19 protein-coding genes are annotated in these 21,998 nt (G+C 63.2%); 3 read left to right on the top strand and 16 right to left on the bottom strand.

Annotation, left to right across the window (positions count from 1 at the left end; all coding sequences use genetic code 11):
* Nucleotides 1–6 precede the first annotated feature (6 nt).
* Nucleotides 7–612: a DUF2726 domain-containing protein gene (locus tag ALVIN_RS16485; protein WP_012969911.1), complete on the bottom strand. Its 606-nt coding sequence runs from the start codon at nt 610–612 to the stop codon at nt 7–9.
* Nucleotides 613–629: 17 nt separating this feature from the next.
* Nucleotides 630–1,058: a hypothetical protein gene (locus tag ALVIN_RS03400; RefSeq protein ID WP_012969910.1), complete on the bottom strand. Its 429-nt coding sequence runs from the start codon at nt 1,056–1,058 to the stop codon at nt 630–632.
* A gap of 158 nt (nt 1,059–1,216) precedes the next feature.
* Between ALVIN_RS03400 and ALVIN_RS03395 the strand changes: the two genes are divergently transcribed.
* Nucleotides 1,217–3,550 carry a hypothetical protein gene (locus ALVIN_RS03395; RefSeq protein ID WP_012969909.1) on the top strand — a complete coding sequence of 778 codons (2,334 nt, stop codon included), beginning with the start codon at nt 1,217–1,219 and terminating at the stop codon, nt 3,548–3,550.
* A 101-nt stretch (nt 3,551–3,651) separates the two neighbouring features.
* The gene (locus tag ALVIN_RS03390; RefSeq protein WP_012969908.1) at nt 3,652–4,200 is read left to right on the top strand and encodes a hypothetical protein; all 549 of its coding nucleotides are present in this window, start codon (nt 3,652–3,654) and stop codon (nt 4,198–4,200) included.
* A 70-nt stretch (nt 4,201–4,270) separates the two neighbouring features.
* On the opposite strand, the gene ALVIN_RS03385 is transcribed toward ALVIN_RS03390, so the two are convergent.
* From ALVIN_RS03385 to ALVIN_RS03360, 6 genes are all read right to left on the bottom strand, one after another.
* Complete coding sequence (locus tag ALVIN_RS03385; RefSeq protein WP_012969907.1) at nt 4,271–5,155, bottom strand: SPFH domain-containing protein; 885 nt, start codon at nt 5,153–5,155, stop codon at nt 4,271–4,273.
* Between the two features lie 22 nt (nt 5,156–5,177).
* Entirely contained in the window at nt 5,178–6,158 is a 981-nt protein-coding gene (locus tag ALVIN_RS03380; RefSeq protein ID WP_012969906.1) for an SPFH domain-containing protein, read from the bottom strand.
* Between the two features lie 68 nt (nt 6,159–6,226).
* Complete coding sequence (locus ALVIN_RS03375) at nt 6,227–6,877, bottom strand: CDGSH iron-sulfur domain-containing protein (protein ID WP_012969905.1); 651 nt, start codon at nt 6,875–6,877, stop codon at nt 6,227–6,229.
* A gap of 144 nt (nt 6,878–7,021) precedes the next feature.
* On the bottom strand, nt 7,022–8,068 hold the full coding sequence (locus ALVIN_RS03370; RefSeq protein ID WP_012969904.1) for a cytochrome-c peroxidase: 1,047 nt from the start codon (nt 8,066–8,068) through the stop codon (nt 7,022–7,024).
* 26 nt (nt 8,069–8,094) lie between these two features.
* Complete coding sequence (locus ALVIN_RS03365; RefSeq protein ID WP_012969903.1) at nt 8,095–8,814, bottom strand: Crp/Fnr family transcriptional regulator; 720 nt, start codon at nt 8,812–8,814, stop codon at nt 8,095–8,097.
* A 98-nt stretch (nt 8,815–8,912) separates the two neighbouring features.
* On the bottom strand, nt 8,913–9,926 hold the full coding sequence (locus tag ALVIN_RS03360; protein ID WP_012969902.1) for a class 1 fructose-bisphosphatase: 1,014 nt from the start codon (nt 9,924–9,926) through the stop codon (nt 8,913–8,915).
* A gap of 272 nt (nt 9,927–10,198) precedes the next feature.
* Here ALVIN_RS03360 and ALVIN_RS03355 point away from each other — a divergent pair, with 272 nt between their 5' ends.
* On the top strand, nt 10,199–12,337 hold the full coding sequence (locus ALVIN_RS03355; RefSeq protein WP_012969901.1) for a putative bifunctional diguanylate cyclase/phosphodiesterase: 2,139 nt from the start codon (nt 10,199–10,201) through the stop codon (nt 12,335–12,337).
* Between the two features lie 24 nt (nt 12,338–12,361).
* Here the strand turns inward: ALVIN_RS03355 and flgL are convergent, their stop codons facing one another.
* The 8 genes from flgL to flgE all read right to left on the bottom strand — a co-directional run bounded on the left by flgL (nt 12,362) and on the right by flgE (nt 21,995).
* Nucleotides 12,362–13,639, bottom strand: coding sequence for a flagellar hook-associated protein FlgL (flgL, locus tag ALVIN_RS03350; RefSeq protein ID WP_012969900.1), 1,278 nt, complete (start codon nt 13,637–13,639; stop codon nt 12,362–12,364).
* A 39-nt stretch (nt 13,640–13,678) separates the two neighbouring features.
* A complete protein-coding gene (flgK, locus tag ALVIN_RS16480; RefSeq protein WP_012969899.1) occupies nt 13,679–15,850 on the bottom strand; it encodes a flagellar hook-associated protein FlgK in 2,172 nt (723 codons plus the stop codon).
* Between the two features lie 77 nt (nt 15,851–15,927).
* Nucleotides 15,928–16,992: a flagellar assembly peptidoglycan hydrolase FlgJ gene (gene flgJ, locus ALVIN_RS03340; RefSeq protein ID WP_012969898.1), complete on the bottom strand. Its 1,065-nt coding sequence runs from the start codon at nt 16,990–16,992 to the stop codon at nt 15,928–15,930.
* Nucleotides 16,993–17,051: 59 nt separating this feature from the next.
* Nucleotides 17,052–18,230: a flagellar basal body P-ring protein FlgI gene (locus tag ALVIN_RS03335; protein WP_012969897.1), complete on the bottom strand. Its 1,179-nt coding sequence runs from the start codon at nt 18,228–18,230 to the stop codon at nt 17,052–17,054.
* Nucleotides 18,231–18,247: 17 nt separating this feature from the next.
* Nucleotides 18,248–18,943 (bottom strand): flagellar basal body L-ring protein FlgH, encoded by a 696-nt coding sequence (gene flgH / locus ALVIN_RS03330; RefSeq protein ID WP_012969896.1) that lies wholly within the window; start codon nt 18,941–18,943, stop codon nt 18,248–18,250.
* Nucleotides 18,944–19,098: 155 nt separating this feature from the next.
* Entirely contained in the window at nt 19,099–19,890 is a 792-nt protein-coding gene (gene flgG / locus ALVIN_RS03325; RefSeq protein ID WP_012969895.1) for a flagellar basal-body rod protein FlgG, read from the bottom strand.
* 27 nt (nt 19,891–19,917) lie between these two features.
* Nucleotides 19,918–20,658 (bottom strand): flagellar basal-body rod protein FlgF, encoded by a 741-nt coding sequence (gene flgF, locus ALVIN_RS03320; RefSeq protein ID WP_012969894.1) that lies wholly within the window; start codon nt 20,656–20,658, stop codon nt 19,918–19,920.
* Between the two features lie 26 nt (nt 20,659–20,684).
* Nucleotides 20,685–21,995, bottom strand: a complete 1,311-nt coding sequence (flgE, locus tag ALVIN_RS03315) for a flagellar hook protein FlgE (protein WP_012969893.1) — start codon at nt 21,993–21,995, stop codon at nt 20,685–20,687.
* Between the last annotated feature and the right edge of the window lie 3 nt (nt 21,996–21,998).

Genomic DNA, 21,998 nt, shown 5'->3' with positions numbered 1-21,998 from the left:
AAGCTGTCACGGGTCGTCGAGGTCGAGATCGGGGTCGATCCTGAACCTCGGTTCATCATCAAACGCCGGCGACTTCGTGAGTTCGACTGTCAGCCCCGGCACGGATTGGGCCGGCGGCGCCGAAGCCGACAGCGCCTCCCGCATCCGCGCCTCGACTTCGGCGATGGCGTAATGCGGCTGCTCGATCAGGCGCACCAGGGGCAGGCCGACCGAGGCACAGATCCGGTCCAACCCATCCCTGCCCGGCGTCTTGCGCCAGAGCCGACGCGGCGTCAGATTCAGGGCGCAGCGCGGGGTCAGGGTCTCACGCTCGCAGACCAGGATGTCGAAACGATAGCGTTCCAGCCGCTCGGCGGCCCGCTCACGCTCGCGCCGCCGCAGACGCGGCGCGATGTCCAGCACCTCGGACACGCGCACGCGGACCAGCAGACGGTAGTCCGCGCCCAGGACGTGCTCCAGGACCGCCAGCAGAGCGCGTTCGGGCACGTCGAGCAGTGGCGCACGCAAGACATAGGGTCGCGGCCGGCGCCAGCCAAGCGTCCGCGCCAGGTCGATCGACATGGCCAGCAGAACGCATCCGCCGAGACCGATCAAGACATGGAAATGCCCCATTCACCACCCGTAGAGCTTCATTTGGCCAGCGGCACACGATTCTTGTGATACCAGGCCCGATCCAGCGACCAGACCACCGATTCCACGTCGGACTGACTGAGCATGACCCGGATCGCCTGCATTTCGATGGCGCGGAAGCGGCGCTCGGCCTCGACCACCTCGGGGGCGTCGGCGGACTTGTCGGCCAGCGACGGATCGATCCGGTTCAGGAAGGGCCGTAGCGGCACGTCCGAGGCCTGGGGGCTGGTCAGGGTGACGACACCGTTGAGAAAGAGCAGCACTTTGAAGTCATAAGGGTATTCCGCAAGCTCCGGATCCTGCTCCAGCACCTCGTTGAGCTGCCAGATGCGCGGGCGCAGCTCGTCGTTGTGCCAGGTCAGGCTCACGATCAGGAAGATCAGGAACGCGGCGGAAGCGATGATGGAAGTCAGGGTCAATCGATCCATTGGGAATGGCGGCCTCTGGGTGCGTTACGAAGCCCGACATGATGCGTGCGAGGCACGGGGCGACGCAAGCCGTGCGTCAGACTGGTATCGTAGTGGGTGCGGCCCAATCCGGCGCGTTAAACTATCTTCAGACGTCCCATCCGCTTGCAACACAGGTCATGACGAACGAGAACCAAGCCAGCCAGCCCTTCCCCGTGCGCCGGGTCTGGGACCATCTGCGCCTGAAACCCTATGGCGACAGCCTCTTGACGCCGGCCGTGCGGGTCTGGCTGGGCTTCGCCTGGGTCATCATCCTGCTGATGGCCACCCTGGAGGGGCTCGTCTGGGGGCTGGTCGGGGCGAGCATCGTGCCCCAGGACAGCGTCTGGCTGAAGCCCTTCGCCGGGTTGCTGCTGTTCGTACTGATCTTCGCGGTCGTCTGGATCATCGACGCCTCGCTGGTGATGTCCGAGCGTCCCCTGCTGCGCGCGCGCCGCTGGAATCCGGGCGCCAACCAAGGCTTCTTCGCCCTGGTGCGCTGGCTGTTCGGCTTTCTGGCCCGACTGGCCATCGTCGCACTCTCGCTGTATGTCACCGCCCCCTTCCTCGGCAAGCTCATCCGTGCCGACGACATCGCCACCTATCATCAGCGCCAGGTCGAGCAGTATTACGCCGAGCGCGACGCTCAGCTCGCCACTCAGGTCGCCGAACGCACGGCTCAGATCGAGGAGAATCACCGCGCGCGCGTCGAGCCGCTGACGCACGAGATCGAGCGTTTGACCGAATCGATCGCGCGCGAACGTCAGCGCCGCAACGAAATCGAGGCCGAGTTCGCGCCCGAGCTGGAGATCCTGCGCCGTGATCTGGCGGCGACCCAGGCGCGCGTCGGCGACGAGATCCTGGGGCGCGACGGCCGCCCGTCGGGGCGCGGACCCGAGGCGCGCAAATGGGAGGCCAACGCCCAGTTGCTCGCCGGCCAACTGGAGGCCAAGCAGTCCGAGCTGGATACCCGCGTAGGCGAAATCGATCAACACCTCAACGACTGGGAGCGCACTCTGCGCGAACGCACCGAGCTCCTGCAACGACTCACCGGGGAGCACCAGCGACGCATCGACGGCATCGCCGCCGAACTGGCGGCCCAGCAGCTCGAACCCAATCCGCCGCGCCTGACCTTCGCTGCCCGCTCCAAGGCGCTCCAGGCGCTTCAGGACAGTCCGGAGGAACAGGGCGTGCCGCACTTCGAGACGGTCGAGGGATTCGCCCAGGCCACGCTCGGCGTGCTCTTCCTGTCGCTGATCGCGCTCAAGCTGTTCGAGCCGGGGTCGGTGCGCGCCTATTACAGCGAGACCATCCAGATGCAGTACCGCAAATATCTGGACGGCGGCCTCGACGACATCCCCGGATTCGCGCCACTCGGCGACAGTGGACACCGGCTCAATCCGGTCGAGTTCACCCGACTGTGGCTGGCCTATGAGAAAGACCCCACGGCCTTTTTCGCCGAGCGTCAGGCCATCGTCGAGGTGCGCGAGCCGCTGCTGCGCTATCTGGCCGAGCGCGAACTGGAGCGCGACCGTTTCGCCCATCGGCGCGAAAATCTGGTCGACGAACTACTGTTCGCACGCCGGCGACGCGAGCGCGAACTGGCGGCCTTCGAGCGCGAACTGGAGATGCGCACCACTCAGCTCCAGGCGCAACTGGCCACCGAGACCAAGGCGCTCAAGGACCAGCGGCGCATCCAACTCGCCGTCGAGCTCCAGAAAGCGCGTCAGGACTGGAACCTGCGCCGGCTGCACGAGGAGGAGGAGCTGCAACGCGAGCGCGAACGTCTGGATCGCGAGCATCAGCAGGCGCTCGAAGCCATCCGCCTGCGCGAGCAGGAGATCGAGCATGTGCGTGAGCGCAGTCAGGCGCGCGTTCGTCAGGCCGAGGTCGCCGAACAACTGGCCCATCAGCGCAAGCTCACCGAACTCGATCAGCGCCGTCAGCGTGAGACCCAGAAAGCCCTGGTGACGGCCGCACGCGAGGAACTCACGCGCCTGCGCGCACTCGAGACCAAGCAGCGTGCCGAACGCCAGACGCTGCGCGAGAACGGACGCAAGCTGGAGGACGAAATCGCCGCGACGCGCTCGAGCATCGCCGTCTGCGAAGTCGAGCTGGACCAGCGGCGTCAGCGGATCGCGACACTGCGCGAGCAGTTGCGCTGGTGCCAGTCCGAAGCCAAGACCGAGGAACCGCACAGGTTCCACATTTGGCCGCTCGCGGGGCGCGGCGACAACCACGGCCCCCGTGACATCGAGCGCGAACTCAAGGCGCTGGAGAAATCCGAACGCGCCGAGGCCGAGCAACTCGCCAAGCTCAAGGACGAACTGAATCGGCTCGAGCGGCATCTGGAGGCCACTGTCAGCGAGCAGCGCGAGGCCGAGATGCGCCTGATCTCGACCGAGGCCCGCCTCCAATTCCACGAGGACAGCCTGAGCACACTGCTCAAGCCAACGCTCGTCACCGATGTCTGAATCCATGGCGCAAGGCGCGAGCTGACACTCGAACCCATAGAGCGCTCTCTCGCGAACACGTCGAATCTTTGCCGCGAATCTAAAAACACCAGGTAATCATCATGCTCAAATGGACCGCCATTCTCGTCTGTCTGTTGTCATGGCTGGCGGGGAACGCTCTGGCCGCTGATCTGACAGCCCCGGATATCGAACGATTCATGACGACCTACACACAACTCATGCCGTATCTCGATGGCCTGGAAGAAGACGAAGACGATGAATTGGACGTCGCAGACAACGAAGACGACTTCCTCGATCTCGCCTCCCTCCAGGAGGAGATCCTGAAATCACTCGCCGGCGAGACAGAGGCGCTGAGCATCATCGAACAAAACGGCTATGCCTCCCCGGACGTTTTCGCCGAACAGGCAGCCTATATCACACGTGCCTATATCGCGCATACGGCACTGCTCAACCTCGATGAATTCGAGGCGTCCCTGCAGAACATGACGCCGGAAGAACGCGAAAACTTGGCTGCCATGCCCTTTGCCCAATCGCTGCAAGAGACCCGCCAGCAGCTTTCGAATGTGCCTGATGCACATATCGAGTCGATACGACCCTATCTCGATCGGCTGCACGGGGTATTCGACCCCAGTGCACCGTCAGATCAATAGAGCAGGTCGACATCCTCGGCGACACGCGTGACTTTCAGCGTGATCGCCCCCCGAGGCGCACACGGCCAAATTACAGCTGCACCAGGATCTCGGAGTCGACCGGCAAGACGTCGACCTGTGCCCCAGAAGCGATGAGCTGCTCGGTCTCCATGACCTCCATCACGGCGTTGAGCACTTCGGGGTCCTGCTGGGCGATGGCGTTGAGCGCCTCGCCGACGATCGCCGGACGCGCGGCGGCCGCTTCAGCCATCTTCTGCGACACCTTGTAGGCCGTCTCGCTCTTGATCAGACCGACGCGGTTCTCGCCGTCCTGCTTCATGGCGCTCGTGACCTGCACCAGCCGCTTGACCACCTTGTCGGTGATGTTGTCGACCATCTGGCGGTCGGTGAAGGCGACCTTGCGGATATAGACCGAGCCGAGCGCATAACCCCACTGCTCCGAGAGCGGCGAGACGGCCGCGCGCACCCGACGGCTGAGCTGATGGCGGTCCTCCAGCATCTTGTCCATCTCCAGATTGCTCAGGGTCGAGATGGTCGAGCTGGCGACATTGGCCTGGAGCGAGCCTTCGGGATTGGCGTTGCTGAACAGATACGAAACCGGATCGCTGACCTGCATCTCGTACCAGATGCCCACGCCCATGGGCGTACCCTCCTCCGAGTTGACCATCTGATCGCGCAGATAATGCTGACGCAGACAGGTCGGCACCCGGTAGAGCTTGCCGAAGAAGGGCACCAGCAGGGCCTTCAGACCGAAATAGCCGAGCGGAAAGCGCAGCCCCGGTTCGTCGAGCGTGCCGATCACCTTACCGAAAAGCGTGAACACCTGGGCCTCGCGCTCGCGCACGATGGCATAGAGTCCGAGCGCGCGCGCGATGGCGAGCAGGATCGGGATATAGAGCACGCCGATCACGAAGGCGACGATGGGACCAAGCGAGAAATCGGAATCGAAGAACATGAGGATGGCCTCCGGGGTCGCGTTACTTCGGCGCGGCAGTCTGCACGATGCGCGTGGCGCGTTTCAGCAGGGGCACGCGCAGATTGCGGATATAGGTCCGTAGCGCGCCCGGTCCGCCGGTGGTCTTGATCTGGGCCAGGGTGTTGGCCAGCTCCTTCAGGGGGGCGACCTCGGCCTGAGCATTGTTGCGCGCGATGTCGACGGCACGTTTGCTCATGGTGATCTGCTGTTCGGCATCGGCGCGCGCGGTCGAGATGTCGGCGGCGACCTGATTGCGCGTGGTGTTGATGGCCGAGAGGGCGCGATCGACCTCGGGCGGCGGGTCGATCTGAGTGATGAGGGCGGCGTCGAGTTCGATGCCGTAGCGTGCGCCGGTCGAGCGGCACTGCTGTTCCATGTAGTCGTTGAGGAGCGGCAGGTTCTTGCGCAGGTCGTTGATGGAGACGCCTTCTGAGAGTTCGGCGGCGGCGCTGCCGGTGCTCAGTTCGGTGTCGCCGACCAGGCTCTCGCCCTTGGGATCGACGAAGTTGGCGATGCGCTCGCGCAGCACCGAGATGAAATAGCCCATGACGTGCTCCAGCGGCTTGTCGACGCCGAAGAAATAGGCATAGAGGTTGTTTTCGGAGACACGGAAGCGGATCTGACCGCCGACGCCCGTGGTGAGGTTGTCCTTGGTGACGGCCTCGATGGTGTGCTGGGACTTGGTCGGATCCCAGGTCAGGTCGATGGCTTCGGTGACGACCCGGACCTTGTGAACCTCCTGCCAGGGCCATTTGAAGTAGGGTCCGCCGGGACCGATGACCTGGAGACGCGGAAAGCGGTAGCGTTGCTTCTCCTCCTCGTTGAGCGAGGCGTCCTCGACCATGAGACGCCCGATCCGCCGGGCGCGTCCAAAGGAAGTGAGGATGGCCCGTTCATCGGGCTTGACGGTGTAGAAGGCGCGGATGAGGACCGTGTAGACGACGAAGACGAGCATGCCGAGCAGAAAGGCTGTCACTTGCATCGCTGACTCCCGTTGTGTGGTTGGCGGGAGTCAGCATAGGCCATTGGCGCACGTCCTGTCTTGGCGCGTCAGTCCGACTTGAACCCGGCGGCGCGATGGCTGCCGTCGCAGAAGGGCTTGTTCTTCGACGCCCCGCAGCGACAGAGCGCGGTCTGCGTCCCCTCCCAGGCCAGACGCCCGGAGCCGGCCTGGATGGTCAGATTGCCTTCGAGCTTGAGCGGGCCGTCAGGCATCAACCGCACCTTCAGCGGGCCGCCGTGCTCGCTCAGTCCGGGGCCGCGTGACCCGACCGCACCACCGTCCTCGAACCGTGCCTCGGCGTGGCTGTTGTCGCAGAACGGCTTGTTCTTGGACGCCCCGCAGCGACAGAGCGCAACACGCCGGCGCACACCCGGCATGTCGTCCGGTGCGCCCTCGATCTCCAGATCGCCGCTGAGATAGAGCGGACCATTGTTGGCGACCATGGCCCGATTCTCGCCCGGCGCCGGTTCCGGCTCGCCGGTCTTGTCGCGATAACTCAGGGCGCCGGTCGGGCAGCGTTCGACCACTTCGCGCACCTCGGCGCGCGAAACCGCATCGGGCCGGCACCAGGGCTCGCGCCCGCCGACGAACAGATCGCCCTCGGCCTTGCCGCACTCACCGAGATGGATACAGAGTCGCCCATCCCAACTGACGTCGATCTCCTGGCCCTCGAAGAGGGTGACTGGCTCATTGCTCATTGGCTATCCCCTGATGATTCAGCGATGACGATGGATGGAAGGCCGTGAGTTCGCGACCGGCAGGCCGTGTGGCGAGTCGCCCGGCCCAGGCTGGATATGGATGGAGTCTCCCAGGAATCCAAGCCGGCGGGGCCGAGCGTGCGCTCAGAGTTGCGGACGCGGTGTGGCGGCCGTCTCGACCGGCAGCTCCGGATACAGGATCTGGGGCGCGACACCCGTGAGTGACCTGAGGAAGGCGGCGATCTGGCTCGCTTCCGCATCGCCGAGTTCGGCGCCGAGCTGCGCCGTGCCCATCACGGACACCGCCTGCTTGAGATCCCACACCTGCCCGGAGTGGAAATAGGGCGCGGTCAGGGCGACGTTGCGCAGCGGCGCGGCACGGAAGACGTATTCATCCGAGGCCGAGTGCGTGACCTCGAAGCGGCCCTTGTCCTCCGGCGGCAGGATGTCGGCACCGGGGCGCTTGATGAGTCCGAACGGGAAATAATTCTGCCCGCCGACGTTGACGCCGTTGTGACAGGCCGTGCAGCCACGATCGACGAAGAGCACCAGCCCGGCTTTCTGTTCGTCGCTCATGGCGCGGTCGGCGCCGTTCATGAAGCGGTCGAAGGGCGCGCCCGGCGTGACCAGCTTGACCTCGAAGGCTTCGATCGCCTTGACCACGTTCTCGAAATTGACCGGATCGTCCTCGCCGGGGAAGACCTCGCCGAACCAGGTTACGTACTCCGGCAGGCTCTTGAGCGTGGCCACGACCTGATCGGGCCTGTTGGCCATCTCGACCCCGGCCTGGATCGGTCCCTTGGCCTGCTCCTTCAGATCCGCGGCGCGACCGTCCCAGAACTGCGCCCGGTTGAAGACGGCGTTGTAGACGGTCGGGGCGTTGCGTGGTCCCTTCTGCCAGCCGTGACCGACCGAGGTCGGCAGATTGTCATCGCCGCCCATGCCGAGGTTGTGGCAGGTATTGCAGCTGATGAGTCCACTGGCCGACAGACGCGGCTCGAAGAACAGCTTCTTGCCGAGCTGGACCTTCTCGGGTGTGACCGGATTGCCGGCCGGATCGGGCACGGTCTCCGGCAGCGGAGCGAGTCCGGCGCGCGCGGCCTTTTCGCGCAGGGTCTGGTCGTCGGCCAGGGCACTGCCGGACAGCAACAGCGCCAGAGAGACGAAGGTCGTCAAGGTCGAGCGTTTCATGCAGGTCTCCTTAGGCTTGGGCAGATTCAGGGACGCTGCGACCCCAGGGTACCGATCGAGACGGGTCCGGGTTCGAGCGCATCGGTCAACTCGGCGATCTCCAGCAACGCCCGCTGATCGAGCACGCTCACCAGAGTGCCATCCATACGGATGATACCCTGCTCGCTGAGCGACTTGATGACGCGCGAGAAGGTCTCGGGCTGCACCGACAGACGCGAGGCCAGCACCCCCTTGCGCACCTCGAGTTCGAGCGACTGGGCGCCCGGCGGCAGGCGCGAGGCCAGATAACGGGCGACGCGACTGGTCGCGGTGTGGAGCGTGAGATCATCGATCTCGCCGATGAGACCGCGCAGACGCTGACTCAGGGCGCCGAGCAGCACGAAGCAGGTGTCGACCGACTCGCGCAGCATGGCGGCGAAATCCGACGAATCGATGGCGATCAGCTCGGAGTCGGCGAGCGCCGCCGAGCAGACCGGATAACGGGGTGCATTGAGGAACATCAGCGCCTCGGCGAAGGTCTGGCCCGGACTGACGATCTCGATGACCTTCTCGGCGCCTTCGGGCGAGAGCCGGAACAGCCGCATCCGGCCCGAGAGCAGGAGATAGAAGCGGGTGGCCGGGTCGCCCTGACTGAAGAGCAGTTGCTCGGCGTTCAGCTTGACCCGGCTCGCGTGCCGGGCGACCCGCTGGAGCTGGGTCGCTTCAAGACGCGAGAGCAGGGGCGCACAGCGCAGTTCATCGATCATACGAGCGGCTCCAATCGCTGGAGTGTCTGGGGGACGATGGCCGGACGACCGAACCGCCCATGACGATCGACACCAAACGCCGCTCGCAGACCCTCGCCTCAATCCGGCTGATGATACCCCAGGATACGCTCGACCTCGTTCTTGGAGCCGAGGATCACGGGCACGCGCTGATGCAGGGATTCGGGCTGGAGTTCGAGGATGCGCTCGCGGCCGGTGATCGAGCCGCCGCCTGCCTGCTCGACGATGAAGGACATGGGGTTGGCCTCGTAGAGCAACCGCAGTTTGCCGCCCTGCCCCTTGGCCTGCATCTTCGAGTCCATCGGATACATGAAGACGCCGCCACGGGTCAGGATGCGATGCACCTCGGCGACCATGGACGCGATCCAGCGCATGTTGAAGTCCTCGCCGCGCGGACCTTCCTTGCCGTCCAGACACTCCTGGACATAGCGCCTTACCGGCGGTTCCCAGAAACGCATATTGGACATGTTGATCGCGAACTCGCGCGTGTCGGCCGGGATCTGCATCCTGGGATGAGTGAGGATGAACTCGCCGATGTTCTGATCGAGCGTGAAGCCGTTGACGCCATTGCCGGTGGTCAGGACCATCATGGTCGAGGGCCCGTAGAGGGCATAACCGGCCGCGACCTGCTGGGTGCCGGCCTGGAGGAAGTCACGCTCGCTCGGCTCCGCCCCGCCGCCCGGACAGCGCAGGATCGAGAAGATGGTGCCGACCGAGACATTGACGTCGATGTTCGACGAGCCATCGAGCGGATCGAAGGTCAGCAGATACTTGCCGCGCGGATACTGCCTGGGGATGGGATAGATGTCGTCCATCTCCTCGGAGGCCATGGCCGCCAGGTGCCCGGCCCATTCGTTGGACTTGATGAAGACCTCGTTGGAGAGTACATCGAGCTTCTTCTGCGTCTCGCCCTGGACGTTCTCGGTGTCAGCGCTGCCCAGGACGCCGACCAGGGCGCCGTGGTTGACCAGGTGACTGATGACCTTGCAGGCCGTGACCACATCGTTGAGCAGCGAGGTGAAGTCGCCGGTGGCGCCGGCGATGTGGCGCTGCTCCTCAATGATGAACTGGGTGATGCTGGTACCGTTGTGCATACTGCTCCTCGTCTCGAATTCAATCCGAAGTATTGTTTTGTCGGTGACGCAGTATAAGGCCCTTGGCGGCCAGACAGAAACCCAGGAGGGGCGCTCCGCCGACAGCGCCCCTCAGCGCATAAATCTGTGTACTTACCAAGCCGAGCCGTATGGCTATACTAGACGCCCGTTTGGCGTGAACGAGACGAGCACCCGATCGCCGGTCGTCCTCCACGTCTTGCCATGGGTGATGGGTGCGCCCTACTTTCCAATCCACGTCACTGTCCGCCACGATGCCCGATCACGACGAACACCATGCGCGAAACGATGCAGTCGGTCTCGAGGTCTGGCATGGCGGCGAGCGCGGCCAGACGCTCTACGCCGCTATCTTCGCGGCCCTGTCCGGTCGCATCGCCCTGATCGATCGCGGCTGCCGGCTGCTGGCGGCCAATCCGGCCTTCCTCGCCGCTATCGGCCGCGAACAGGACGAGTCGATCGGCCAATCCTTCATGACGCTGTGCGGCGCGAGCACCCTGACGACCCTGGTCTACCGCCATCTCGGAACCTGCCTGGATCAGGGACGATCCATCGTCACGGACTGGCTCGAAACCACGGACAGTGGCGTCCGGCACGAGCATGAGGTCAGGCTGCTGCCGTGCCGTGATCTTCAGGGCGAGATCACAGGGATCGTCATAGAAATGTGTGACGTGACGGCCATGCGCGAAGCCGAGCGCCGGATGCTGCAATCGGCGGCCGTCTATGCCGCGACCTCCGAAGGCGTCCTGATCACGGACTCCGAGGGTATCGTGGTCGCGGTCAACGCCGCCTTCACGCAGATCACCGGCTATGCCGAGTCCGAGATCCTGGGGCAGAAACCGACGCTGCTCAACGCGCAATGGCACAGCCGGGTTTTTTTCATCAACCTGTGGCGACGCCTGCTCAGACAGGGCTCCTGGCAGGGCGAGATCTGGAACCGGCGCAAGAACGGCGAGATCTACCGCCAGCGCCTGACCATCCGGCGCGTACTCGACCCGCGCGGCAGACTGATCAACTTCGTCGGTCTCTTCGCCGAGCGCACGGCCTCCCCGGGCACACCACGGCTGGCCGAACACCTCATCCATTACGATGCCCTGACCAAGCTGCCCAACCGCCTGCTGTTGGAGTCGCGTCTGGATCATGCCATCGAACTCGGTCGGCGCAAGGAATCGCCCCTGGCACTCTTCATCGCCGACCTGGATCATTTCTCGCACATCAACGCCAGTCTCGGCTATCAGATCGGCGACGACCTGTTGCGTGCCATCGGACTCAAGCTGCGCGAGGCGATCCGTCCATCCGACACCCTGGCCCGCTTGCACGCCGATCAATTCGCGCTCCTGTTCGAAGAGGTCGATGACCTCGACGAGATCGTGTTCATCGCCAACCGGCTCAAGACACTCATGAGCGCGCCCATTTGGATTCGGGGCCATCAGTTGCATGTCAGTCTCAGTATCGGCATCGCCGTGAGTACCGAACTGCGCGAGGATCGCCGGGCGCTCATGGCCAATGCCGAATCCGCGTTGCGGCAGGTCAAGCGTCAGGGACGCAACGGCTTCCAGATCCTGTCGAGCGCACCGGATCAGGTCGCGCGCGAACATCGGCGTCTGCTCGATCGACTGCGCGCGGCCCTGGGCACGTCCGAGTTCCAGCTCCATTATCGCCCCGGCATGGACATGGCGACGGAGACCCTCGACTCGGTCGCGGTGTCCATCCACTGGGAGCCGCCCGAACTGGGTATGATCTCGCAGGAACGGCTGCTCCCACTGGCCGAGGAGAGCGGCCTGATCCTGGAGTTGGGCGACTGGATACTCACTGGCGCCTGCCGGCAGCTGCAAGACTGGATCGACCGCGGTCTGTCGATCAAGCGTCTGGTCGTCGAGATCAGTGAGGCGCAACTCACACGCGGAGATCTGGCCCGGACGGTGGCCCAGCGCCTGGAGGACTATCCAGCCGCCGCCACGCGCCTGGATCTGGAGTTCAGTGAGCGGCTCCTGGTCAAACACCGCGAACAGATCGCCGAGGTCTTTCAGGGGCTGAACGAACTGGGTGTCGGCATCTGTCTGGGCGAGGTCGGCATCGGCTGGACGGCACCGGCTCTGTTGCAACGACTTCCGATCCGTGCGCTCAAGATCCACTCGAATTTCATCGAGGCCCTGCCCGACGCCCATCACGAACTGGCCGTGGTCGAGGCGCTGATCGCCATGGCGCAGGCACTGGGACTGGAGATCCGTGCCGATGGCGTGCGGACCAAGGAACAGCAGTATCAGCTGCTCAGCATCGGCTGTCTCAAGGCGCAGGGAGATCTATTCGGCGAGCCGCTGAGAGCGGCTCAGTTCGAGTCCCGGATGACGCCACAGACGTCCTGGGCGGCCAAACAGACGCCGCTCGGCAACTGAGCGCCGGCACCGGATGCGACGGTGTCAGAGGAAATCGAACAGTGAGAGTCGGCTGACCTGGGTGTAGGTCTGCTGCGCGGCCTGCAGGACGGTCCGCTGGAGCATGAAGCGGCTGATGGCCTCGGCATAGTCGAGGTCCTGGATATCGGAGAGGGTGCTGTTGAGGTCGACCAGACGCTCGTCGTTGAGCCCGGCCTGGGTGTCGAGCGCATCGAGCCGCAGACCGACCGAGGTCCGGACCTCGTTGACGCGATCCAGACCCGAGTCGAGATTGCTCAGGGCCATGCTGGTGGCCTGTGACAGACTCTCGCGGGTCGTCTCGTCGGTTGCGGGCGTCTCGAAGGCGGTGGCGATGTCGTCGAGTGTCTTGAAGATATCGACCTGGGTGATTGGGCGCGAGAGGATCTCGTCACCATCGGCCGGCACGGTCGGCGGGGTGGTGGTCGGAACCGTCAGGGTGACGCGACGCCCTGCGAACTCGATCGGCTGATTGGCGACATAGGGGCCGCCGATGAGCGCGCCGTTCTGGTCCTTGACCGCGTTGCCATCGGGGTCGAGCACCTTGTACATCAGGGTTCCACCGTCGTCCTCGAAGCGGATACGGAAAGTCTGCCCGGCGCTATTGAGGGACCGCTGCAGATCGGCGACCTCGGTCTTGAGTTCGACTCCGGCCACGCCATTGAGACTGTTGCCCGGTTTCAACACCGCCTCGGTCAGCAGGCCGCTGCGCTCCGGGATGTCCATGAAGACATGCGCCCCCGTGTCCCCGGTAGCGACACGGCGATTGCTGGTGATGTCGACCTCGCGGATGGACCCCGGTCCATCGGCCCCGACATAGCTGATCCGACCATCATCACCGACGACGAACGGCTGATGCTGCGAGCGCGTACCCGCGAAGAGATACTCGCCATTGGCGTCCTCGCTGTTGGCCAGACCGAGGATGTCCTCACGCAACTGGCGGATCTCGCTGGCGATGATCTTGCGGTTCTCCGGGTTGTAGGTGTCGTTGTTGCCGGCGACGACCAGTTCGCGCGCGCGCTGCAAGACATTACCCAGGGCGATGAGCTGCGCTTCCTCGTATTCGAGTTTTGGCTGGGCGTAGTCGGCGTTGCGCTGATACTGCTCGGTGGCTTTGATGGCGGCCTTGAACTGCACGGACTGGGTCGCCCCGCCCGGATCGTCGGCGGGCGTCAGAATGCGCTGGCCCGTGGCTAGTTGCAGGCCGGTCTTGTTGAACTTCGACTGCGCGCCCTGCATGGCCGACAGACCCGACTGGAAGATCTGGCTGGTTGAGATTCTCATCGGCTCACATCCTCTTGGAACCCTGATACGACGCGGCGCTCAGCGACGCACAGCATTGAGCAGGGTATCAAACATCTCACCCGAGGTCGTGATCACCTGAGCGGCCGCCCGATAGGCTTGCTGGAACCGAATCATGTTCGCGGCCTCTTCATCGAGATTGACGCCCGAGAGTGACTCGCGCTGCTGTTGCGCCGACTCCAGCTGGACCGCACTCGAATCACGGCTTATCTGGGCACGGCGTGTCTGGGTGCCGACATCGGCGATGAGGGTGTTGTAGCCACCCTGGAGGGTGGTGCGTCCCTGAATGAGACGCTCACCCTGGATACCCGTCATCTCCAGCATGTTGCGGTTGTCGCCCGGACGATCCTTGCCGAGTTCGACCGTGAACAGATCGCCCGCTGCCGGCGTGCCGCGGATGTCCAGCTCCCAGCCGGGGCCTGTAATGGTGGTGTCCGCCGGCTGTGGCGTCGCGACTGGAGTCGTGTCGACCTGGATGTCGATCACCGAACCTGTCGTGCCGGTGTTGGGCGTACCCTGGATCTTCAGCTCCCAACCGTTGGCCTGGATGGTGGTGGTTCCGGTCGGGTCGAGTGCGAAGCGTTCCTGGCCGACCACGAACTGATTGTTGGCGGCATCGAAGGTCACGGACACAGGCGTGGACAGGTCGGCATGTTGGGTATCGAGCACGCGGAAAGACTCGACCGTGGCCGATCCGGCCTCGGTGCCATAGCGCGGCGCCAACCGATTGAACACATCGGCCCCTGTCACGGCATCCGTGCCAGCCACTATGGCCGCCGGCAGATAGGTGTCGGGGGAGGCGGGATTGAGCGGATCGCTGCTCATGCGCAGTGCCACGGGTCGCGCCTCACCCGTATTGCTCGCCTCGGCCAGCGCGCCGGAGGTCGCCGCGATCTTGGCCGGATCGGTCATCGTCATGTCCAGACCGCTGGCAGCAAAGCGTGTCGGCTGGATCAGCCAGGAATCACCCGAGGCGGAACCTGCAATGGCTGTGGTATCGATGCGCAGACCATCGGCAAACCGGACATTGGGGTCGGCCGCATCCGGCACGAGGGTTACAGATGTGTTTTCGGGCAGCCGTGTCAATTGAAAGTTGGCGCCGTCGTAACGCAGCCGATAATCGCTGGGTGTAAGCTGGCTGACATCCGAGAACGTCACAGCCGGTTCAGCATTGATGCTATTGTTGAGCGCCGGATTGACCACGACTTCGGGCAGCTCGAAGATGTCGCCGCCGAGTTCACCGTCCAGATCGAGACCAAGCCGGTTCTGCTCGTTGAACCGATCTGCCAGATTCAGCGCCGTGAGACCGAGTTCGTTCTGCGCCTTGTCGAGCAGATTGGAACGGGTCTCCAGCAGGCCGCCGATCTCGCCGCCCGTCACGAAACGGGTGATGTTGATCGGCTCATTGCCTTGAGCCGCCCTCAGACCGATATCCCAATTGACGGGATCGCCGGACAGATTCGAGAAGGTCAGCTCACTGGCGTTGGTACCGACCACCAGTCCCTGACCACTGCCGATGAAGACATTGACCGCCCCATCGTCCTGCGTGCTGAGCGAGACATCGACCTTTTCGGAGAGCTTGCGCAGAATGGTGTCGCGCCGGTCGAGCAGATCGTTGGGCGGAGACCCCGCCGTGGATCGGGCAATGATCTGCTTGTTGAGATCGGCAACCGATTCGGCGTATTGATTGATTTCCTCGATCGAGGTCTCGATCTGGCCATTGGCCAAGCGCCGTTGTTCATCGAGCCGACCATTGATCGCTTCGAATCGGCCGGTCAGCGTCTCAGCCTCGTTGAGCAGCACCATGCGCGCCGGCAACGCCGTCGGGTCACTGGCGACGTCCTGCCCGGCGGCAAAGAAACTCTCCAGTGTCGGCGCCAGTCCGGTACTCTGATCGGCCAGCAGATTGTCGACGCGCTCGGCGAAGTCGGCGCGTGTCGTAGCGCTGGCATTGTCACTGAGGCTGGTGCGCAGCTGAGCATCGATCCAGTCGTTCTGGAGGCGCCGGATGCCATCGACGTTGACACCTTGCCCGATATAGCCGCTCCCGAGACGCTGTGGGATATTGGTCGCCAGATCGACACGCTGACGGCTGTAACCCTCGGTCGCCGCGTTGGAGATGTTGTGGCTGGTCGTCGCCAGGGCGCGCTGGAAGGCCAGCAGACCGGTGATCCCGGTACCCAAGACGCTCATGGCTGCACCCCGTTCGTCGTTGATTCATGATGGCCCGTCATGGTCTCGACACGCCGTGATCGGCACGAGCACCCGACTCAGCCCTTTGCCGGATTATCGGCTGGAGCGGCGGAAACTTGAGTGTCGCTCTTGGTTTGAGGCGTGGACTGTACGTCGACAGCGGCGCTGATCGCGAGAACCCGATCGCGAATACCCAAGACCTTGTTAGCATAGCGCGGATCCGTGGCATAGCCGGCTTTTTGCAGCCCGCGGATGAACTCTTCGCCAGTACGGCTCTTGAGTGCATCGCCATAACGTGGATTGCGGTTGAGAAAGGCGACATAATCGACGAAGGATTCGGCCGGAGTCTCGTAGGCACGAAAACGCGCCTGTTCGCGCTGTGCCACACCGTTGCGATATTCGAGCGTGCCCACACCGACGCTGTCGCCCGTCCAGCTGCGATCGGCCTTGATGCCGAAGAGGTTGAAGCTGCTGCGCCCATCGGCCCGGCGTGGGATGTGACGCCCCCAGCCGGTCTCCAGTGCGCTCTGCGCCAGCAGCACACTGGTGTCCATCCCCAGGATCTCGGCCGCCTGCTCGGCATAGGGCTTGAGATAGGCGACGAACTCTTCGGCATTGCGTGGCGGCCAGCGTCCCTGACGGCTGCCTGTGACTGCAAGGCCGGCGGTGCCCGAAGCACCGGATGTGACGGCTGAGCCACTGGCCGTGCTCTGCGGTTGACCGGGCAGAGCGCTCGCCGGCTTGGCGTCGGCGCTCTCCACCGCCGCTTCGACCTGGCGCTGTTTGAAGCTCTTGAGCAGCGGATTGCGCTCCGGGACCGCCAGAGTCGCGGGATCACGCCCGGCACGCCCTTCCTCGGTCAATTCGGGCGCCAGCTGACGCAGCAACGCCTTGCGGATGCCCAGCCCCTCGCCCTCGCTCAGCGCCGCCGCGATCTGTTGATCGTAGAGATCCTGATAGAGTTGGGTTTGGGCCGAGTCGAAGAGTCCGCCGCCAAAGGCGGTCGAGCGCATCTGCTTGAGCATCTGCCCGATCAGCAGTGACTCGAAGGCGCGCGCGGCGGCTTCCAGCCCCTCGGTGCCACTGTCGCGCGCAAGGCGCGACAGTCCCTTGATAGGCGGCCGGATCGACGACCAGCCCATTGGTCAGCGATTGACCCGCTCCCAGACCGGACATGGCGCCGCTGCCGATCATGCCCGCCTCAGATCACGACCAGTTCGGCGCGCAGGGCACCGGCCTCGCGCAGCGCTTCCAGGATGGCGACCAGATCGCCGGGCGCCGCCCCGACCTCGTTGACGGCCTCGACGATGTCGCCGAGTGCCGTCCCCGGCTCGAACAGGAACATGCGATTCTTGTCCTGCTCGATGGCGACATCGGTTTGCGGAACTACGGCGGTCTGGCCGCCGGCCAGCGCGCCGGGCTGCGAAACGGCTGGATTTTCGCTGATGGTGACCGTGAGATTGCCGTGCGAGATGGCTGCCGGACGCACGGTGACGCCGGCCCCCATCACGATGGTGCCCGTACGCGCATTGATGACGACCCGTGCCGGCGGCTCAGCCGCTTCGAGCGTGAGGTTCTCGAGCATGGAGACGAAGGCCACGCGCTGATTCGGATCGCGCGGCGCACGGACCTGCACCGATGAGCCATCGATCGACTGGGCGACATCATCGCCGAAGCGCGAATTGATGACATCGACCATGCGGTAGGCGGTGGTGAAGTCGGGTCGGCGCAGATTGAGTGTCAGGTGATCGCCCTGGGAAAAGCTGGTCGGCACCTCGCGCTCGACCGTGGCCCCATTCGGCACCCGCCCCACGCTCGGCACATTGACCGTGATCCGGCTGCCGTCGGCCCCGCCGGCCCCGAAGCCGCCCACGGTGAGATTGCCCTGGGCGATGGCATAGACCTGACCGTCGGCCCCCTTGAGCGGCGTCATCAGCAGAGTGCCGCCGCGCAGGCTCTTGGCGTTACCGAGCGAGGAGACGGTGATGTCCATGCGCTGCCCCGGCTTGGCGAAGGGCGGCAGATCGGCCGTGATCATGACCGCCGCCATGTTCTTGGTCTGGGGGTTGACGCCCTCGGGAATGGTTACACCCAGTTGACTGAGCATGTTCTTGAGACTCTGGGTGCTGAAGGGCGCCTGGGTCGTCTGATCGCCCGTACCGTCCAATCCCACCACCAGGCCATAGCCGATCAGCTGGTTGTCGCGCACACCGGCGATGGTGGCCAGATCCTTGATCCGTTCCGCACCACCGGCGTTCCAGTTGCCGAAACGACCGAGATCGGCCACATCGGCTTCGTTGCCGGCCAGTACCACGGCCGTGCCGAGTAGCGATCCAGCCACCACGAGGGCCAGGCCAGTGCACGTCAGGAGGCTGTTCATCGATATCTCCCGGTTGATTAAATGGGCAAGATCGGACTGTTGAAGAAGCGCGTCAGCCAGCCTTGAGCATTGCTGTCCTGCAGGGCGCCCGTGCCGCCATAGTAGAGTTGGGCATTGGCGATCTGAGTCGAATTGACCTTGTTGTCTTTCGTGATGTCGACCGGACGGACGATGCCGCGCAGGCGCACGAACTCGTTGCCCTGGTTGATACCGAGCCACTTCTCGCCCTGGATGACCAGATTGCCGTTGGGCAGCACCTCGGCGACCGTGACCGTGATCTCGCCGCTGAACTGGTTGCTCTGACTGGAATCTCCCGAGCCGTCGAAGGTACGTCCAGCTTTGGACGAGAGTCCGAGCAGCTGAGCGTCCGCCGCGAGCACGGTTCTGCCCGCGATCGTGACATTGCCGACATCCATCGTGGCGTTCGAATCCTTGGCGGTCGAAGTCGCTGACGATTTCTTGGCGTTTGTCTTCTCGTTGAGCATCACCGTCACCAGATCGCCGACGCGCAGAGCCTTGCGATCTTCGAACAGGGCCGCACCGAGCGCCGGCTGAAAGATCGCGCCATTGTTGGCGGACGCCGGACGCGGCTCGAGCGGCGCGACCGGGCGATATTCCGCTGAATCGCCTGGTTTGGGCGGATTGAGGGTAGCGCAGCCGGAGAGCGCGAAAGCGACCAGCAGGCTACTCAGTGTTTTCGAGTAAGGGTTCATGGGTTTCCAGCGACTCGTGTTGAACCTTGGGGCCCGATCATGATCGCGACGACAGTTGGTCAGCCGGATGATCGACACCAGACCGCGTCGATGATCCGACGCCTTGATGGCTGGCTCAGTATCAGACAAGCAGCAATCGCACCAATCAGCCAGGATCAACGCGCCAGATTGTTATTGACGAACTGGAGCATCGAGTCAGCGGCGGAGATCGCCTTGGAGTTGACCTCATAGGCGCGCTGGGTCTCGATCATATTGACCAGCTCTTCAGCCATGTTGACGTTGCTGGTCTCGAGCGAGCACTGCACCAGACTTCCGAAGCCATTCTCACCCGGGTTGGACTGTTGAGGAGCCCCGGAGGCCGTCGTTTCGCGAAAGAGGTTCTCGCCGATCGGTTGCAGGCCGGCCGGGTTGATGAAGTTGGCCAGCTGGATCTGGCCTATCTGAACCTCGCCGACCTGATTCGGCTGCTTGATCGAGACGGTGCCGTCCTTGCCGATCGTGATGCTCTCGGCATCTGCCGGGATAACGAGAGCCGGCTGCAAGGCATAGCCATTGGACATCACCACCTCGCCATCGGCATTGAGCTGAAAGCTCCCATCGCGGGTGTAACCAATCTCGCCACCCGGCATCAGGATCTGAAAGAAGCCTTGACCCTCGATGGCCATATCGAGCGAGTTGCCAGTCTGAATGTAATTGCCCTGTGCAAACAGCTTCTGAGTCGCCACGGTGCGCACGCCCGTGCCGATCGTCAACCCGGATGGAAGCTGCGTCTCCTGAGTGGCCTGGGCGCCATGCTGGCGGCAGCTGTGATAGATCAGATCCTCGAAGACGGCGCGCCCCTTCTTGAAACCTGTGGTGTTGACGTTGGCCAGATTGTTGGAGACCACGGACATCCGGGTCTGCTGAGCGTCGAGCCCGGTCTTGGCGATCCAAAGCGCTTGATTCATGATCTGCTCCCAAAGGCTCCGCCAGATTCAACTGATCGCCAGGAGGCGGTTGTGATTCTTCTCGTTGCTACTGGCGGTTTCCATCATCTTGATATGGGTCTCGAAGGCACGCGACAGCTCGATCATTCGGGTCAGCGAGGCTACGGTGTTGACATTGCTCGTCTCCAGCATGCCGCTGATGACGCGAACACCGGCGTCCGCCACGGCCGGCTCTCCATCTTGAGCACGGATCAGGCCATCTTCACCGCGCAGCAGATTCTGGGTATCCGGATTGACCAATCGCAACCGATCGACGGCCGCCAGCGCGTTGGGCGCGGCCCCTGCGGGCCGGATGGTGATGGTGCCATCCGTACCGATGCTCAGGCTCTCGTACTCCGGAATAGTGATCGGGCCGCCATCGCCGAGCACCGCCAGCCCGCGTTCATTGCGCAGCACCCCCGTAGCGTCGATCTGCAGATTGCCGGCTCGGGTATAGGCCTCGCCGCCATCCTCGGTCTGGACCACGAGAAAGCCCTCGCCCTGGATGGCGACATCGAGATCCCGTTCCGTCGACTGGAGCGTTCCCGGACAGAAATCGAGAACCTGATTGCCGACCTGCACATAGTCGCGCGAGTCGTAGACGGGACCGCGCACCGGTGCGGTGTAGGCGTAGGCCAGTGCCTGACGAAAACCCGTCGTGTTGGCATTGGCCAGGTTGTGGTTGTTGATCGACTGCGCATAGGCCGTCTCTTTGGCGCCGGACATTGCGAGATAGAGAAAACGGTCCATGGTTCAGCCTCCGCACGATCGCTATATCAACGGATATTGAGAATGGTCTGGGTCATCTGATCAGATGTCGAAATGGTTTTGGCGTTGGCTTCATAATTGCGCTGAGCCGTGATCATATTGACCAGTTCCTGACTGAGATCGACATTGGAATTTTCGAGCGCACAGGACTGGATGCTGCCCAACCGCCCGTCCCCAGCCGCCGCATAGATAGGCTCGCCAGAATTGTAGCTTTCGCCCCAATTGTTATCGCCGAGTTGCTGTAGACCCTGAGGGTTCTTGAAATTCGCCATCGCCACCTGCCCTAAAACATAGGACTTACCATTCGAGTAGCGAGAAAAGATGGCCCCGTCGGCATCGACATCGAATCCGCTGAGCGTGCCGCTGGTATAACCATCCTGAGTCACATCATTGAGGTTGTTCCTGGAATTGTGATATTGGGTCGAATTCGACATATCGATGGAGAACGCCAAAGCCCCAGCCCCATTGTCATCCGGTGGAGTCAAAAATGGCCCCACTGAGACAGCAATTGGATTTGGAGTCGAGGTGGCGGTATCAAATACACCGGCGGCCGTGAAGATAGCTGTATTTGTGCCGCCGCCTACGTCCTGCATGACGCCAGCCGAATCACGCATGCCAACATGGACCGCCCAGTTGTCTGGAGCGGTTTTGACAAAATACATAGTCACATCTCGGGGTTTGCCCAGAGAGTCGTAGACCTGATAAGTTGTCGACCAGTTATAACTCGTGGGATCAACATCAGTAGCCGGGGCCGTTGGAAATGCAAATGCCGGCCCTGGAGGAGTCGTTCCGGTTATAACTGTTTCATCGGAATTGAGATTGACCTGTAACTCGACCTCCGTCGTGGCCTTCGGCGCCATATTGTCCAACGGCAACTGAATGTCTTCCAGCTTTCCGGTATCGAATGCGGATACAGCGCTATTGGGCGTCGTCGGCGGATAGGCTTGCAAGCGCTGTCCTGAAGAGTTGACGACATAGCCATCTCGATCGACCTGAAAGGCGCCATTGCGCGTATACACCTTTCCATCCTGGCCAGCTTCACTGTTCAAAACGAAAAAACCTTCACCATTGATGGCTAGATCGAGTGTATTGTCAGTCAGCTCGACATTCCCCTGAGAAAACTGCTGAGTCACCGCATCCAATCGGACACCGACAGCCGATTTATTGACGCAGGTGTAGAAAGAAGAGGCGTAGATATCGGCAAACTCTGCGCGCGACTTTTTGAAACCAATGGTGCCGGAGTTGGCGACATTGTTGCCGGTGACTTCGAGATCTTTTGCAGCGGCTTGCAGGCCACTCAACCCGATACTAAAAGACATGAG

Origin of the sequence: Allochromatium vinosum DSM 180 (genome assembly GCF_000025485.1) — a bacterium.
Classification (GTDB): Bacteria; Pseudomonadota; Gammaproteobacteria; order Chromatiales; family Chromatiaceae; genus Thermochromatium; species Thermochromatium vinosum.
This window is presented reverse-complemented; position numbering and strand designations above follow the sequence as displayed.